The sequence below is a fragment of the Marivita hallyeonensis genome, assembly GCF_900129875.1.
Classification (GTDB): domain Bacteria; phylum Pseudomonadota; class Alphaproteobacteria; order Rhodobacterales; family Rhodobacteraceae; genus Marivita; species Marivita hallyeonensis.
The window spans coordinates 166,776-181,512 of the sequence record NZ_FQXC01000003.1; the positions used below are offsets into that span (position 1 = coordinate 166,776).

Genomic DNA, 14,737 nt, shown 5'->3' on the forward strand with positions numbered 1-14,737 from the left:
TGTGCCACGGACAGCGGCCTGTTGCCAGCCGCTATCGGTTCGCGATCCGTACGATCCAGCAAGTGTTCCGTACAGAGCTTTCGTCAACGAACTGATATCGGCTCGAACGAGACGCGAGTGCGGACGGGTTGAAATGTCATCGGCAGAAATGTTGCGCCGCGGCCACAGACGGTGCGTCGTGCTCCGCCCGTTCGGTACGGCCTCTCCCGGTATCACATGAGGTGTCGGCTTTGCCACGCTTCATCCCACGATAGATCAACATCTGTGCATTTCTACTTCTGCTTCGCGATTTTTTGCCAACCAGGCGGGGTTCGCGCGACCCTAAGGACGCGGATTGGGTGGTTCGCGCGGACACGGAGACTATGTTTTTTTCGTACTGGTTGGAGGATCTCACATGCGCTTTGTGATCATTTTTGCGGGTGCTCTTACGATGGCAGGGCAGACACTTGCCAGTGACCGCTTAGAGCTAGAGGGCCTCACCCCGGAAACAAATCCCCAAACGGCGATGCCGGTCTGCGAGAACATTCCCTTCGACAAAGCAAACTGCGTTCGAGCGTTGGCCTGTCTCGGGTCTGACGGTGTCTATTTCGACGGGCAGGCGCATGGCTGGGATACCGGAATCGTGATCGGGTATTTGAATGACGGCACCGCCTGTGAGGGCAACTGGGTTGCCGGTGGGACAGACACACCCGGGCGCGCGAGTTTGCAGTGTGGCGCAGATCTCGAGGCGAACGTTCTTTACCACACGCTCGACAATGAGACCGGGACTGTGATCGGCAGCGGGACAGATTCACTTGGCCGCGAGATTACGGTTTGGTCGGGCGAAAAGGTGCTGCAGTTTTTGACCGGGCCTGACGATGACAGCCCGGCTCTGCCTTGTGGACCCGCGCCGATCCCGATCAGCTGAGCGTCTGTTCAGACGTTCGTTCCGAGAACCGGCCAAGGCGACGCGCCACTAAGACGATCAAAGCGCCTATGACTGCAAAGGCGATGAGAAGACCGACGATGTTCACGCCGGTCCGGATTGCGCCGAGATCTGCAAGGTTCAGGAAGAAATAGGGATACACCCCGTCCACCTGCGCGCGCGCCATGGCGTAAAGACAATACACAAGCGGCAATCCCAACCACGGCAGGATATCCGTATAACGGTGCGTGTCTTTCGGAACGAAGATCAGCCAGAACACGACGAATGCTGTTGGGATCACCGTGTGCAACATCGCGTCGATGACCCAATCGAGTCCAGTGAAGTCGTTCAGATGCGCAAGCAGCGCATGGTAAACGACTGCGACGATGATGATCGACAATAACAGGTTGCTGAGCCTTTGCGGCGCGATGGCGCGGCCGAACGCGACGCCGACGCAGACAAATCCGATGAGGGTGTTGGTCCAGATTGTATAAAAGCGATAGATGGCCCAAACAGCTTCGCCAAAGGTTTCGCCGTCGTCGACAATCCGCAACCAAACGCGCGTGGCCAGCGTCAGGAACACGCCCAGCGCGATGAAAAAAGCCGCCGCGCGCTGGATCGTCACGTGTCGACGCTGTCCGCGTGATCTTTGTGAATATATTTGGCGTCGCAATACGGGCATTCGACCCAACCGTGTTCATTGGAAATTTGCAGCCAGACGCGCGGATGCCCCAACGCCCCTTCGCCCCCGTCACAGGAGATGCGATAGCTGTCCACGATCTTGGTTTCGGGCGCTTGCGTCGTCATCGGGTGCGTTTCCTTTGCTGGCGTAATCCACTAGGTGCGGTGTAAGCGGACACGGGGCATGGGGCAAGAGACAGCGATGACACAGGACGCCATTCGGATCGAGGGCCTGCGCAAGGTTTATGCGGGCGGCAAGGAAGCGTTGAAAGGCGTGGATTTGACGGTGCCACGTGGATCTGTGTTCGGTCTTCTGGGTCCGAACGGGGCAGGCAAATCCACCTTGATCAATATCCTCGCCGGTCTGGTGACGAAAACCTCCGGAAAGGTAACGATCTGGGGTTGGGATCAGGACGTGAATCCGCGCCAATCGCGGGCCGCTATCGGGGTAATGCCGCAAGAACTGAACCTTGATCCGTTCTTCACCCCGCGCGGCGCGCTGGAGGTGCAAGCGGGGCTTTATGGCGTGCCGAAAGCGCAGCGGCGGTCGGACGAGATTTTGGAGTTGGTGGGCCTGACGGATAAAGCAGAGGCTTATGCGCGCACCCTGTCCGGCGGCATGCGCCGGCGTCTGTTGTTGGGAAAGGCGCTCGTACATGCGCCGAACGTGCTGGTCCTCGACGAACCAACCGCCGGCGTGGACATAGAGTTGCGGCAGATGCTTTGGACCAATGTGCGAAAGCTCAACAAAGAACGCGGGATGACTATTATCCTGACGACGCATTACCTCGAAGAAGCCGAGGAAATGTGCGACGAGATCGCTATCATCAACCACGGTGAAGTTGTGGCGCGGGACAGTACGCAAAACCTCTTGGGTCAGCTGGACGCAAAAACCATGGTCATCCAGCCCGAGGATGGGCTTGACGCTTTGCCGAAGGCAGAAGGGATCACCGCAGAGCGCCGTCCCGATGGCACCATCGCCCTGTCATACCGGGCGCATCAAACGTCGGCCGAAGATGTTCTGTCGCTCCTCCGCGATCAGGGCGTGCGCATCCGCGACGTGCGAACCGAACAAGCTGACCTAGAAGACGTTTTTCTTTCGTTGACCCGCAAAAACTGAACTTGGGCAGGTCATTACCGGTTGGCTTAGGACGCGGTTTTGATGCCGCGTCTATCGCGCGGGCTGCAGCATACGTCCGAGACCCCGACCTCCCAATACGTGGATGTGCAAATGCGGCACTTCCTGAACCCCGGCTTCTCCGGCGTTTGAGATGATGCGATACCCGCCGTCTTGCACGCCCTCTTGTTTACAGACCTCTCCCACGGCGCGTGTGAAATCCGCGATCTCGGCATCGCTCGCTTCGAGCGCGAAATGGTCGTAGCAAACATACGGCCCCTTGGGGATGACCAGCACATGCACCGGGGCTTGCGGTTGGATATCTCGAAAAGCCAGGCTGTGTTCCGTCTCCAGCACGGTATCGTTCGGGATTTCGCCGCGCAGGATTTTGGCAAAGATGTTCTGATCGTCATAGACATAGGCCATGGCGGGGTCCTCTAATCTGCAAACAGGTGGTCTGTACGCGCAATTTCAAGCGCTTGCTCGCGGGATGCCGAAAGGAAGGTCGCAAGCGCTTTTGCGTTCACTTCGGCGCTGTTTTCTTCGTGTATACACAGATAGTTTTCGAACTCCGCATCACGGATCCGGTCGCTTTCATGGACGATGTCGTTCCGGATCGTGGGCAGCAGACGCATGAGCGTCTCGACCGGCGTGCGATCGCCAGCCAGCCCCACACGTGTGGCGTGGCCGATGAGATAGTCGTCCGAAAAATTGCACTGCACTTCCAATAGCCGGGTCGTGGCGCGGTCACGGCAGAAATCCTCAAGCAGATCAAGGTTGCCGGGGTCCATACACACCACCATGCGATCACTGTCGTAGTAGTCGAACATCATCCGCATGAGCGACCGCCGGTGGCGATGACGTTTGCCAAGCGTGGTCTGAATACCGCCCATATCAGGCAATTCGGTGTGTTCTTCGTTGAACAGGTATTCGATGCAGGGAATGTTCGTCAGTTTTCGGATGCGAGACACAAGCCGCTTGGCCACGTGCCACTTCTTGCAAACGACGATGAGCAATTCCCGTTCGCGCCCCAGCGTGCTTTCTTTTTCCCAGAACCGCGCCGCAAAGCGGCGACCGATCCGGCCTTTGCCGCTCAGGAACTTGTAGAGCGACCGGCCTTCGTTCGAGATTTCGAAATTCACACCTTTGGCAGAGTAGAGCGAGCCCAGCCGTTCCTTGAGTTCGAGCGCTTCGGGGCTGATCTTGCGAGCGAACAGGAAGTCCTGGCTTAGCAGGAGGTCGAAATGGTCGTTGTAGAAGGTGACCGGCATCCCGTAGTCCGAGAACATGAGGAATGTCAGCGTCCGGCACTCGATTTCTTGCTCAGGCACCAGATGACGGACGAGGGTCTGAAAGAATGTCTCGTCGGGAATCCAGGTTGTGCTGAAGAACCGTTTTACATCTGGGCGCTGCTTGATGAAGTCGAGTATCGCTTCAACTGTGCGTCTGCGCAGGCACCACCATTGGCTGCCGATCTGGATCTCGAGATCTTCCGGCACTTTGCGCGACAAACCCAGTTTTTTCTGCAATTCGAGACTTTTGTAGAACAACCACTTGTTGTTGCGTTCGTTCAGGAAGTGCCGATAGATCAGCCGTTCTTCCTTCATGCCGGTCTTGATCCAGTCCGAGGCGAAGAAATCGAAACTTTCAATGAAATCCGCTTCGGTGCGGTCCAGATAATCGTGGGCGTATTCTGCCGTTTTGATCGCCTGGCAATCTCCGGACAGCATGTAGAAATGTGTGGCGCGCGGGAAGGCCTCGACGGCGGCTTCGACCGCGTAGAGGGTGGCCTGAACGAGCGACCATTCCCCCCAACCGCATTTGATGCGCTTGTTGGCGAACGCCACGTTCGGATTGTCTGAAAGGGCCGTGTGAATGGTTTTGAACGCCGCCGCGTCCGCGCGCGCATCGAAATGAATTGCGATGTAATCCCCGACCGCCGTCAGACTAAGCGCCTGACGAATGATGGCGTCAGGGTCCTTGTGACACAGCAATATGAAGGCAATGTTTGCCATTCAGGGGGGCATCTGCTCTCATTTATCCTTGTATCTGATTTGATACGCGCGTTCCGCCATTGAATAAACTGCCTTTCTTTGATTTTTTGTTTACGTTACGGGACCACAAGAGCCCGGTACGAGGCAAAAGGCGGCAGGACTATGGGATTTCCCGGAACGTGGATGACCGAGAGCGAAAGCATGGTCTATCGCGTCGTGCCCAAATGCGCCTGCTCGACCATCGGGCAGATCATGTTCTATTCCGATCATGGCACTTTCTTCGATGGCGACATTCACGATGCGCAAAGCGGTCTGCACAAGTGGGCGCTTGAACATAGCAAGGACCCGATCACGCAGCGTGTCCAAGCGCATGACACGTTCGCCTTTACCTGTGTGCGAAACCCTTACACGCGGATCCTGAGCTCGTTCTTCGACAAGATTTGCGGCATTCAGCGGAACGGCAAACGCTATCGCGGCAACCTCGTGCCGCTGTTGATCCAGAAATACGGGATCGAAGTTGGCGGTGCGGACGGCAAACAGGAATTCGACCAGATCCAGAGTTTCCGCCGGTTCCTGCTATTCGCGCGCGATACGATCCGCTGGCGGCGTCCGATGGACCCCGATATCCACTGGTCAGCGATGTCGGGCCATATCAGCACGTTCATCGTGAATGGCGGGCATTATGACCACATCTTCTGGACCGAGAGCTTCAATGACGGCATGGCCGAAGTGTTGGGGCGGACGAAGACGAAGAAGAAGGTCGATCTGAAGAAAATCCCCCGCTTCAATGAAAGCGAGGGGCATGGGCCGAAGCGCGCGCACCCCGTAGAAGACTACTTCGACGACCTGTCAATGCACTTGGTCTACGAGATGTACAAACGCGATTTCGAGCTGTTCAAATACGACTTCGAAAACCCGGGCAACAAGATGCCCATCGGCGAAATCGACCTGGACGAAGTGCACGCCAAGCTGGGCGATTGATCCACAAAAGGTCTCAGACCGGTTTCCGCGTATTCCGCTCTACAAAGCGACGGACCATTGGTGCCACGACAAGCACCGTCGGGAAGGCGACCACCCAGCTTGGGATCCAGGCGGACATCCAGAGCGCGATGAACCCATCGGTCAGACCCGCCGCACGCAAGGTCGCGACAAGAGACACGATAAAGGACATCAGCCCCGACAGAAGGAACCCGAAGACAACGGGGGCAAAGCGTGGTGCGAACATGAAGTGACCTACCCAGATGGCGAATATCAAATTCTGATTTCAGAATATGAAGCTCATGGCTGTATTTCAAGCCGCAATCGGCTCAGGCATCCGGAAGTTCATCTGAAGGGATCATGCGGAAAAAGTCGCCGCCCGACCAAACCCCGAACCACCCGTCGTGATGCGTGCCGCAATCGACCAAACGGTAGAAGCTCTTCCGATCTATCAACGCTTCGAGGTTTGCGCGGATCAAAACGTAGGGAGACGGTTCACCGGTCTCGGCGTCGCGCACCACCCGGATCGGATGCTCTGGCCCAGCTGCAGCCCGATCACCGACATGGGTGGTAAAGGTCAACACCTGCTCTTGGCCCTCACCGGTCACGTTGAAGTCGGTCGCCACGAACGGAGCGTCGTCGACGGTGATGCCGACCTTTTCGACGGGCGTCACAAGGAAGTATTTCTCACCGTCCTTCCGCAGAATCGACGAGAACAGCTTCACCAGCTCGAACCTGCCGATCGGTGTACCCAGATAAAACCACGTCCCGTCGCGCGCGATGCGCATGTCCAGATCCCCGCAAAACGGAGGGTTCCACAGGTGTACAGGCGGCAAGCCTTTGCCTTTGGTGGCGCGTGCTGAGGCAGCAATGCCCTCAGCGGACGGAATAACACGATCTTGTGCGCTCATTGCTTTTGCCATTTTGCCCCCGCGCGTTACACTTTCCTCAAATCAGATAATCCGCAAGGGAGAGACGTCATGGCCGCAGGCGAAGATTTGGTGGCAGAGATCGAAGCGCTGGAAGAAAAGCTGGCGCAAGCCAAAACTGCCATCACGCAGCGGTTCATTGGTCAGGAGCGTGTGGTCGAACTTACACTCACCTCGCTCTTGTGCGGTGGTCATGGCCTTTTGATCGGCCTCCCTGGTCTGGGAAAGACACGCCTCGTAGAGACACTGTCGACCGTGATGGGGCTGAACGGGAATCGTGTGCAGTTTACGCCGGACCTCATGCCAGCCGATATTCTGGGGTCCGAAGTGCTTGAGACTGGCGCTGACGGAAGCCGGGCGTTCAAGTTCATTCAGGGACCGATCTTCTGCCAGCTTCTGATGGCGGACGAGATCAACCGCGCCTCGCCTCGAACGCAATCGGCGCTTTTGCAGGCGATGCAGGAAAAAGTCGTCACGGTCGCGGGTGAGACGCGCACGCTGGACGCGCCTTTCCACGTGCTCGCCACACAAAACCCCATTGAGCAAGAAGGCACGTATCCACTGCCCGAGGCGCAGTTGGACCGCTTCCTTGTGCAGATCGATGTGCAGTACCCGGACCGCCAGACTGAGAAGGAAATCCTTCTTGCCACAACCGGCGCAGAAGAGGCGGAAGCCTACCAGGTGTTTACAGCAGAAGAACTGATCGCGGCGCAGAGACTGTTGCGCCGGATGCCAGTGGGCGATGCCGTGGTCGAGATGATCCTCGATCTGGTGCGTGCCTTCCGTCCGCATGATGAACTGGCGGGGGATCGCGTGAAGGACACCGTGGCATGGGGCCCCGGCCCACGTGCCGCGCAAGCGCTGATGCTGGCGGTTCGCGCGAGGGCACTTCTTGAAGGGCGTCTTGCTCCGGCGCCCGAGGACGTCATCAACATGGCACGGCCAGTCCTGTCGCACCGGATGGCGCTCACCTTCTCCGCGCGGGCGCGTGGAGACGATCTGGGCAATCTGATTGACGAAGTTGCGCACGGAATGGTCCCGACCGAGGCCGCTGCGTGACCACGGTAACAGCCCTTCGCCAACGCTCGGAAGAGGAAGCCTCACGGCTTCCGGCACTCTTGGCCCGCGCCGAGCATCTGGCCGGGACTGTTCTGTTGGGAGATCATGGGCGCCGGCGTTCCGGATTGGGCGACGACTTCTGGCAGTACCGCCCTATGCAGCAAGGGGATGCGCTGCGTGACATCGATTGGCGGAGGTCTGCAAAAAGCGACACCCAGTTCATCCGGGAACGCGAATGGCAAATCGCGCAGAGCGTGATCCTCTGGGTCGATCAGGCCGCTTCGATGCGCTTTGCGTCGGACCAAAACCTCAGCACCAAGGCCGACCGGGCGCGCACGCTCGCTCTGGCGAGTGCCATCCTGTTGATCCGCGGTGGTGAACGTGTCGGTCTGACCGGGTTCGAACTGCCGCCGCGCCGCGGACAGGCACAGATCACCCGTCTGGCCGAGATGCTGTCGGTCGACAACGCTGACGACTATTCCGAGCCTGAAGCGCGCGGCATGATCCCGCAATCCCGGGCCATCTTCTTTTCAGACTTCCTCGGCGATCCGGGACCGGTCGAAGCGGCGCTGACAAAAGCCGCGGACCGCGGGGTACGCGGTGCGTTGGTGCAAATCCTCGATCCCAGTGAAGAAGTGTTTCCGTTTGACGGACGAACCATTTTCGAAAGCGTGGGCGGTGCCTATGTACATGAAACGCTGAAGGCCGGCGATCTGAGAACACGCTATCTCGACCGGCTGGCGCAGCGCAAAGAGCGGCTTGAACACCTGTCGCGATTAACCGGTTGGCAATACTTGTGCCATCACACAAATGACAGCGCGCAATCCGCCTTGCTCTGGATCTACCGCGCGATGGATGGGGCACACGGATGACGCTTTTCGGTATCGGTTTCGCCACCCCCTGGCTCTTGCTGGCGCTGCTTGCGCTGCCGATCCTGTGGCTGATCCTGCGGGCCGTTCCACCCGCGCCGATCCGGCGTCTGTTTCCGGGCGTCGTTCTATTGCTCGGGCTCAAGGATGACGAACAGGTCAGCGACCGTACACCATGGTGGCTCTTGCTGCTGCGCATGCTCGCGGTTGCCGCCCTGATCATCGGACTTGCCGGACCAATCTTGAACCCCGAAAACAGCGAAGCCACCGCAAGCAACGCACCGCTTCTTGTCGTTATGGACGGGTCTTGGGCAAGCGCAGCAAGCTGGCGTGCACGCACAGAGGCACTGGACGGGCTGCTAGCACAAGCGTCCCGGGATGACCGCCGTGTCGCCCTCATGAAACTATCCGCGCCAGAACCGACCAGCTTCCAGGCCGCCGACGATTTGCGCGCGCGCCTTGTGGGCTTGAACCCCGATCCTTGGGAGCCGCGCGCGGCACAGATAGACCGCGCTCTCACGCTGCTTCCGGATGGCGGATTCGACACGTATTGGATGTCCGATGGACTGGCGCGCGACAGCCGTGAGACACTTCTGTCCGAGCTTGACTCGCGCGGCACGGTTACTGTGTTCCAGGCGGGGCAAACCATTCTGGGGCTGGCCCCCGCACGGTTCGAAGATGGCAATATCGTTTTAACGGCGAAGCGCGCTCAGACCGGCAGCGAGAGGGAGGTCACGATCCTCGCGCAGGGACGCGATCCGGCAGGGAACCCCGCCATACTGGCGCGTGCGAACGCCTTGTTCGAGGCGGATGCAAACGAAGCTGAAACAGCCCTCGCCCTGCCGTCAGAATTGCGCGCACGGATCACGCGGTTCGAGATCGAAGGCAATCGCAGCGCTGGCGCCACCACCCTGCCCGACGACAGTTTGCGGCGCCGCGAAGTTGCCTTGATGGCGGGCCGCGAAGACCGCGAAGGCCTGCAGCTCCTGTCGCCGCTTCATTATCTTGAAAAAGCCCTTGAACCGAGCGCCGACCTTCTCACCGGGGCGCTTCTGGATATGATCCCGGCCAATCCCGACGTGATCGCATTGGCCGACGTTGCGACCCTTGGTGCCGCCGAGGAGGAAGCCATTCTCGATTGGCTCGAAGAAGGTGGCATCCTACTGCGCTTCGCGGGCCCGCGCCTTGCCGCCAGTGACGTTAGCCGCGATGAGGAAGACCCCTTGATGCCGGTACGCCTGCGCGCGGGTGGGCGAAGCGTCGGCGGCGCGATGAGCTGGGGTGAACCGAAATCGCTTGCGGCGTTTACCGAAGACAGTCCGTTCTTCGGTTTGGATATTCCGCCAGACGTGACCATTTCGGCGCAAGTCATGGCGCAACCGGATCCGGCACTCGCGGAACGCGTGATTGCGCAACTGAGCGATGGCACGCCGTTGGTGACGCGCAAGCCGGTAGGTCAGGGCCAAATCATCCTCTTCCACGTGACGGCCAATGCCGAGTGGTCTAGCCTTCCGCTGTCTGGGCTTTTCGTACAAATGCTGGAGCGCCTCGCCATCGCCGCAGGCACTTCGGCCGAGCCCACTGCCGAAGAACTCGCCGGGACGGTCTGGCAGCCGACCGTGGTCCTTGATGCGTTCGGGTCGCTAAGTGACGGAAGCACGCTTCCTGGGGTCGCAGGCGAAGATCTCGCCGATGCGCCGCTGAGCGCAGACTTACGTCCCGGCCTATACCAGAATCAAGACCGCGCGGTTTCGCGGAACGTTCTGTCGGCAGATGCGGAATTGACACCTGCTGTGTGGCCCTCTGACATCCGGGTCGAAGGCCTGTCGCGCTCCGAGGAAACGCCGTTGGCCGGATTTCTCCTGGCCGCTGCCATCGCACTTCTTCTTGTCGATATCGTGGCCTCGTTGTTCCTGTCGGGTCGCCTGTCTCGTCCGCGCGGCGTGACTGCGGCAGGGTTACTAGTTGCTGCTTTGCTGTTGCCCGGAATGCCCGCACAAGCGCAATCACAAGAGGACGCATTTGCCCTTGCCTCCACGGCAGAGGTGACATTCGCGCATGTGGTCACAGGTGACGACAGGCTCGATCAAGTGGCGCAGGCCGGATTGCGCGGTCTGTCAGAAACGCTCTTCTTCCGCACATCGGTCGAACCGGCAGACCCGGTGGCGGTCAATCTCGAAACGGACGAACTGGCGTTCTTCCCGTTTCTCTACTGGCCGATCACGCCTGATCAGCCGACGCCATCCGCCGAAGCCTACGCCAAGCTGAACACCTATCTTCGTTCCGGCGGCATGATCCTGTTCGATACCCGCGACGCCGACATCGCGCGGTTCGGCACAGGAAGCCCCAATGGGCGCAAACTCCAGCAACTCGCGGCCCCGCTGGATATCCCACCGCTTGAACCGATCCCGGCGGATCACGTGCTGACGAGGACCTTCTACCTGATTCAGGATTTCCCAGGGCGGCACAGCAGTCAGGATGTCTGGGTCGAAGCTTCCCCACCGGATGCCGAGCTGGTGGAGGGCATGCCGTTCCGCAATCTCAACGACAACGTCACGCCGGTCGTGATCGGCGGCAACGACTGGGCATCGGCATGGGCGATGGATCGACAGGGCAATCCGCTCTATCCCATTGGCCGCGGGTATTCGGGCGAACGCCAGCGCGAGATCGCATACCGGTTTGGCGTGAACCTGGTGATGCACGTGCTCACCGGGAACTACAAATCCGATCAGGTCCACGTGCCTGCACTTCTTGACAGACTGGGGCAGTGATGACCGGCAGCATTGTGTTCGACCCACTCCTTCCGTGGTTTGTGATTGCCACGCTGGCCACCTTTGCCGCGGCGGGGATCGCTCTTGCCCTGTGGCGCGGCCTGCGGGGTTGGGCGCTGCGGGCGTTGGCGGCGCTGGTCGTTCTCGCTGCTCTGGCGCAACCGTCCTATCAGGTGGAAGACCGCGCGCCCCTGTCGAACATTGTGCTGATCGTCGAAGATAAAAGCGCCAGCCAGTCACTCGGCGACCGGCTCGATGCCACGACAAACGCTTCGGTCGCGCTTGCGGCACAGCTCAACACACGTCCAAACACAGAAATTCGCCGCATCGAGGTCGGAGATGGCGAAGGCGACACCGGAACGTTGTTGATGTCGGCTGTCTCCGATGCCTTGGCCGAGGAACCGCGCGGACGGATTGCCGGGGTCTTTCTCATCAGTGACGGGCGTGTGCACGACCTTGAGCGGACGCCAGACCTCCCCGCGCCGCTGCACCTTTTGCTGACGGGCGAAGAAACGGACTGGGATCGTCGCCTGATCGTAAAGAACGCGCCAGCTTTCGCCATTCTGGGTGAACCGGTTACGTTGACGCTGCGCGTCGAAGACGATGGCGCAGCGCCGGATGCCATCTCGACCACGATTGATATCTCGGTGGATGGCGAGGGGCCTCAGCAATTCGATATGCCGATTGGTCAGGACATCGAGTTGCCGATCACTCTGCCGCACGGTGGGCTGAACGTCATTCAATTCACCGTCCCAGAAGCCGAGGGCGAACTCACCGACCGCAACAACACCGCGCTGGTGCAGATCAACGGCGTGCGCGACAGGTTGCGTGTGCTTCTGGTTAGCGGGGAACCCCATGCCGGAGGGCGCACATGGCGCAACCTGCTGAAGTCGGACAGTTCAGTCGATCTCGTTCACTTCACAATTCTGCGCCCACCCGAAAAGCAGGATGGCGTGCCAGTGACAGAACTGTCGCTGATCGCGTTTCCGACGCGGGAGCTTTTCCTCGAGAAGATCGAGGACTTCGACCTGATCATCTTCGACCGTTACAAGAGACGTGGTATTTTGCCTGCGATCTACCTCGACAATGTGCGCAGCTACGTCGAAGAGGGCGGTGCCGTTCTTGTGGCGGCGGGTCCGGATTTTGCCAGTGCAGACAGTATCTATCGGTCGCCCTTGGCCGATATCCTGCCCGCCGAGCCAACCGCGCGTGTGATTGAGCGCGGCTTTCGGCCCACGATCACCGATCTTGGTGAACGTCATCCGGTGACAGCCGGATTGACCGGCGCAGAGACATGGGGTCGCTGGATGCGACAGATCGAGGTTGAACCCATCGGCGGTGACGTTGTGCTGAGCGGTGTGGATGACCGTCCGCTTCTGGTGCTCGACCGCATCGGGCAAGGCCGCGTCGCCCTGATTGCGTCCGATCACGCATGGCTCTGGTCGCGCGGGTTTGAAGGCGGCGGACCACAGCTCGACCTGCTGCGCCGCCTCGCACACTGGATGATGAAAGAGCCAGAGCTCGAAGAAGAAGCGCTTTGGGCGGAACCGACAGGACAGACGATGCGGATCATCCGCCGGACGCTGGATGAAACCATTGGGCCCGTCACCATCACCCGGCCCGACGGCACAGAGGAAGAGATCACCCTTGAAGAAGCCTCTCCCGGCCGGTTCGAAGCGTTATACACGGGTCCGGAGATCGGGCTGTACCGTTTGGCCGAAGGCGACGCGGACGCCGTTGTCGGGCTTGGCCCAGCCGCTCCGCGTGAATTCGAGGAAACCATCGCAAGCGGGGAGGCTCTTGAACCCGCCATCGACGGCACCCGAGGTGGTGTGCGTCGGCTTGAAGACGGTCTGCCAAGTATCCGGGCCGTAGGCGAAGGCCGACCCGCTGCCGGACGTGGCTGGCTCGGCATCACCCCACGGGAGGCATTCGAAACATTGGATGTCACGCAGACCCCGATGATGCCAGGGTGGCTGACGTTACTACTGGCCTCCGCGCTGATCCTTGGTGCGTGGTTGCGCGAGGGGCGACGGGATCGTTAGATCACCGACGCCAGGTCAAAATCGTCGGTGACGACACCAACAACCTGTAACAAGAACTCGCCGGTCGTGGGATCAAGGGCATCCGCGTAGAACGTATCGGCCGCATCGCGCGCATCGACCTCGGTGATTGCGAAACCATCGAATAAATCCATGACTGTCTTTGCATGGTCGGTATCGGACATTCCAAGATGGACCGCGAAATACGCGCCGATGTCGGTCTTCGTCTCGAGGTAGATACGGTCGGCCTCTTGCTGTGCAATGAAATCGGGGCCGACGTCAGGGGGGATCGGTGCTTTTGCTCCGTTGATCACCTCGAGAATAAAACTGTCTCGAGTAACGCCGCCACTTTCGAGCGCGTTGGCCCAGAAAGCCAGACCCTCAGCATCCGGGGTACGACCCAGGACGTTGTTGTAGACAACAGTCGCAAAATCGAGCGTGCTTGTGCCCGGAGGATAGGCCGCGACCGTCTCGGGCTGCGGGGCAAAGAGTTCGGCCATTTCTTTGAGTGAAACGCCATTCGCAAAGGCCGTGGCCCAGAAGTTCAGGCCGACAGCATCTGGTGCCCGATTGAAGTACGCGATGTAGAGTTCGATGATGAGCTCAAGCTCTTCCGCTGTAAGTTGCCCTGCCCCACCGAAACTGGCGAAGTCGAAGGCCGGTATGGTAGTCTCACCTTCAAATTTCAGGCGTTCGATCCCGCTAATCGTGTCAGTCCCGTCGCCATCGACACGCCGATCCTCCACCGTGATAGACGACGGTGTAATGACAATCGTATGGCTGTTCTGAGGGCCGGAATACTTTGCCGTGTCGACTCCAGCGCCACCTTGAATTGTATCGTTGCCTTCGTCACCCTGAAGCGTGTCGTTACCCTGCTGACCGAAAAGAGTGTCTGGGCCGTCAGTCCCCACCAGCATATCGGGGCCATCTGTTGGGGTCATATCGGTCGTCGGCGCACCGAAAGAGAGCTGCTGCGAAATATTGACAATCGTATTCACGACGCCCGTGTTGTTCAGAATGACCTCGAACGAATCGATGTCCCAGAAACCAGGGCGATTGACCGAGAATTCGTAGGCGTAGAGTACGTCACCCGGCGACGCACCGTCTCCGAGAATTCCAGTTGTTGAATCGAAAAAGAAATCCCCAGTCTCGGTGACCTGCGAGCTGGTCAGCGTCGCGTCATTGTCGACGATGCCGACATAGGGGGCCGGAGCAACTCCCGGAACCGGCGTGGCATTCACCAGACCCCGGATGAGTGTTTCGAACGTGGTACCAGCCGGCAATGCCTGGTCTGCGACGATGTTGATAAAAAATGTGCTACCGAATTGACCGGACTCAAGCCTGAAGGGCACTGCTTATGCCTCCTTAGCAGTTAAAAAGATGCGCTTAACTA

14 protein-coding genes are annotated in these 14,737 nt (G+C 59.4%); 7 read left to right on the plus strand and 7 right to left on the minus strand.

Going from position 1 to position 14,737, the window contains the following annotated elements:
* Positions 1 to 394: 394 nt before the first annotated feature.
* The gene (locus BUA42_RS10270) at positions 395 to 907 is read left to right on the plus strand and encodes a hypothetical protein (protein WP_072777660.1); all 513 of its coding nucleotides are present in this window, start codon (positions 395 to 397) and stop codon (positions 905 to 907) included.
* Here the strand turns inward: BUA42_RS10270 and BUA42_RS10275 are convergent.
* A complete protein-coding gene (locus BUA42_RS10275; RefSeq protein WP_072777661.1) occupies positions 900 to 1,529 on the minus strand; it encodes a Pr6Pr family membrane protein in 630 nt (209 codons plus the stop codon). The genes BUA42_RS10270 and BUA42_RS10275 overlap by 8 nt on opposite strands.
* Positions 1,526 to 1,711, minus strand: a complete 186-nt coding sequence (locus BUA42_RS10280; RefSeq protein WP_072777662.1) for a zinc-finger domain-containing protein — start codon at positions 1,709 to 1,711, stop codon at positions 1,526 to 1,528. The genes BUA42_RS10275 and BUA42_RS10280 overlap by 4 nt, the downstream gene beginning before the upstream one ends.
* Before the next feature lie 76 nt (positions 1,712 to 1,787).
* On the opposite strand from BUA42_RS10280, the gene BUA42_RS10285 reads away from it, so the two are divergent.
* Complete coding sequence (locus BUA42_RS10285) at positions 1,788 to 2,705, plus strand: ABC transporter ATP-binding protein (RefSeq protein WP_072777663.1); 918 nt, start codon at positions 1,788 to 1,790, stop codon at positions 2,703 to 2,705.
* Between the two features lie 51 nt (positions 2,706 to 2,756).
* On the opposite strand, the gene BUA42_RS10290 is transcribed toward BUA42_RS10285, so the two are convergent.
* Positions 2,757 to 3,128, minus strand: a complete 372-nt coding sequence (locus BUA42_RS10290) for a histidine triad nucleotide-binding protein (protein ID WP_072777664.1) — start codon at positions 3,126 to 3,128, stop codon at positions 2,757 to 2,759.
* A gap of 11 nt (positions 3,129 to 3,139) precedes the next feature.
* On the minus strand, positions 3,140 to 4,717 hold the full coding sequence (locus tag BUA42_RS10295) for a DUF5928 domain-containing protein (protein ID WP_072777665.1): 1,578 nt from the start codon (positions 4,715 to 4,717) through the stop codon (positions 3,140 to 3,142).
* A gap of 141 nt (positions 4,718 to 4,858) precedes the next feature.
* Here BUA42_RS10295 and BUA42_RS10300 point away from each other — a divergent pair, with 141 nt between their 5' ends.
* Positions 4,859 to 5,677, plus strand: a complete 819-nt coding sequence (locus BUA42_RS10300) for a sulfotransferase family protein (protein WP_072777666.1) — start codon at positions 4,859 to 4,861, stop codon at positions 5,675 to 5,677.
* Positions 5,678 to 5,690: 13 nt separating this feature from the next.
* Here the strand turns inward: BUA42_RS10300 and BUA42_RS10305 are convergent, their stop codons facing one another.
* Both BUA42_RS10305 and BUA42_RS10310 read right to left on the minus strand, forming a co-directional pair.
* Positions 5,691 to 5,921, minus strand: coding sequence for a DUF2798 domain-containing protein (locus BUA42_RS10305; protein WP_072777667.1), 231 nt, complete (start codon positions 5,919 to 5,921; stop codon positions 5,691 to 5,693).
* Between the two features lie 82 nt (positions 5,922 to 6,003).
* Complete coding sequence (locus BUA42_RS10310) at positions 6,004 to 6,585, minus strand: DUF1285 domain-containing protein (protein WP_072777668.1); 582 nt, start codon at positions 6,583 to 6,585, stop codon at positions 6,004 to 6,006.
* 69 nt (positions 6,586 to 6,654) lie between these two features.
* On the opposite strand from BUA42_RS10310, the gene BUA42_RS10315 reads away from it, so the two are divergent.
* The 4 genes from BUA42_RS10315 to BUA42_RS10330 are packed head-to-tail and all read left to right on the plus strand — an operon-like array spanning position 6,655 to position 13,347.
* Complete coding sequence (locus BUA42_RS10315; protein ID WP_072777669.1) at positions 6,655 to 7,662, plus strand: AAA family ATPase; 1,008 nt, start codon at positions 6,655 to 6,657, stop codon at positions 7,660 to 7,662.
* The gene (locus BUA42_RS10320; RefSeq protein WP_072777670.1) at positions 7,659 to 8,534 is read left to right on the plus strand and encodes a DUF58 domain-containing protein; all 876 of its coding nucleotides are present in this window, start codon (positions 7,659 to 7,661) and stop codon (positions 8,532 to 8,534) included. Before BUA42_RS10315 ends, BUA42_RS10320 begins: the two co-directional genes overlap by 4 nt.
* Positions 8,531 to 11,302, plus strand: a complete 2,772-nt coding sequence (locus BUA42_RS10325) for a DUF4159 domain-containing protein (RefSeq protein ID WP_072777671.1) — start codon at positions 8,531 to 8,533, stop codon at positions 11,300 to 11,302. Before BUA42_RS10320 ends, BUA42_RS10325 begins: the two co-directional genes overlap by 4 nt.
* Positions 11,302 to 13,347: a glutamine amidotransferase gene (locus tag BUA42_RS10330; RefSeq protein WP_072777672.1), complete on the plus strand. Its 2,046-nt coding sequence runs from the start codon at positions 11,302 to 11,304 to the stop codon at positions 13,345 to 13,347. The genes BUA42_RS10325 and BUA42_RS10330 overlap by 1 nt, the downstream gene beginning before the upstream one ends.
* Here the strand turns inward: BUA42_RS10330 and BUA42_RS10335 are convergent.
* Positions 13,344 to 14,696: a DUF4214 domain-containing protein gene (locus tag BUA42_RS10335; RefSeq protein WP_072777673.1), complete on the minus strand. Its 1,353-nt coding sequence runs from the start codon at positions 14,694 to 14,696 to the stop codon at positions 13,344 to 13,346. The genes BUA42_RS10330 and BUA42_RS10335 overlap by 4 nt on opposite strands.
* Positions 14,697 to 14,737 lie beyond the last annotated feature (41 nt).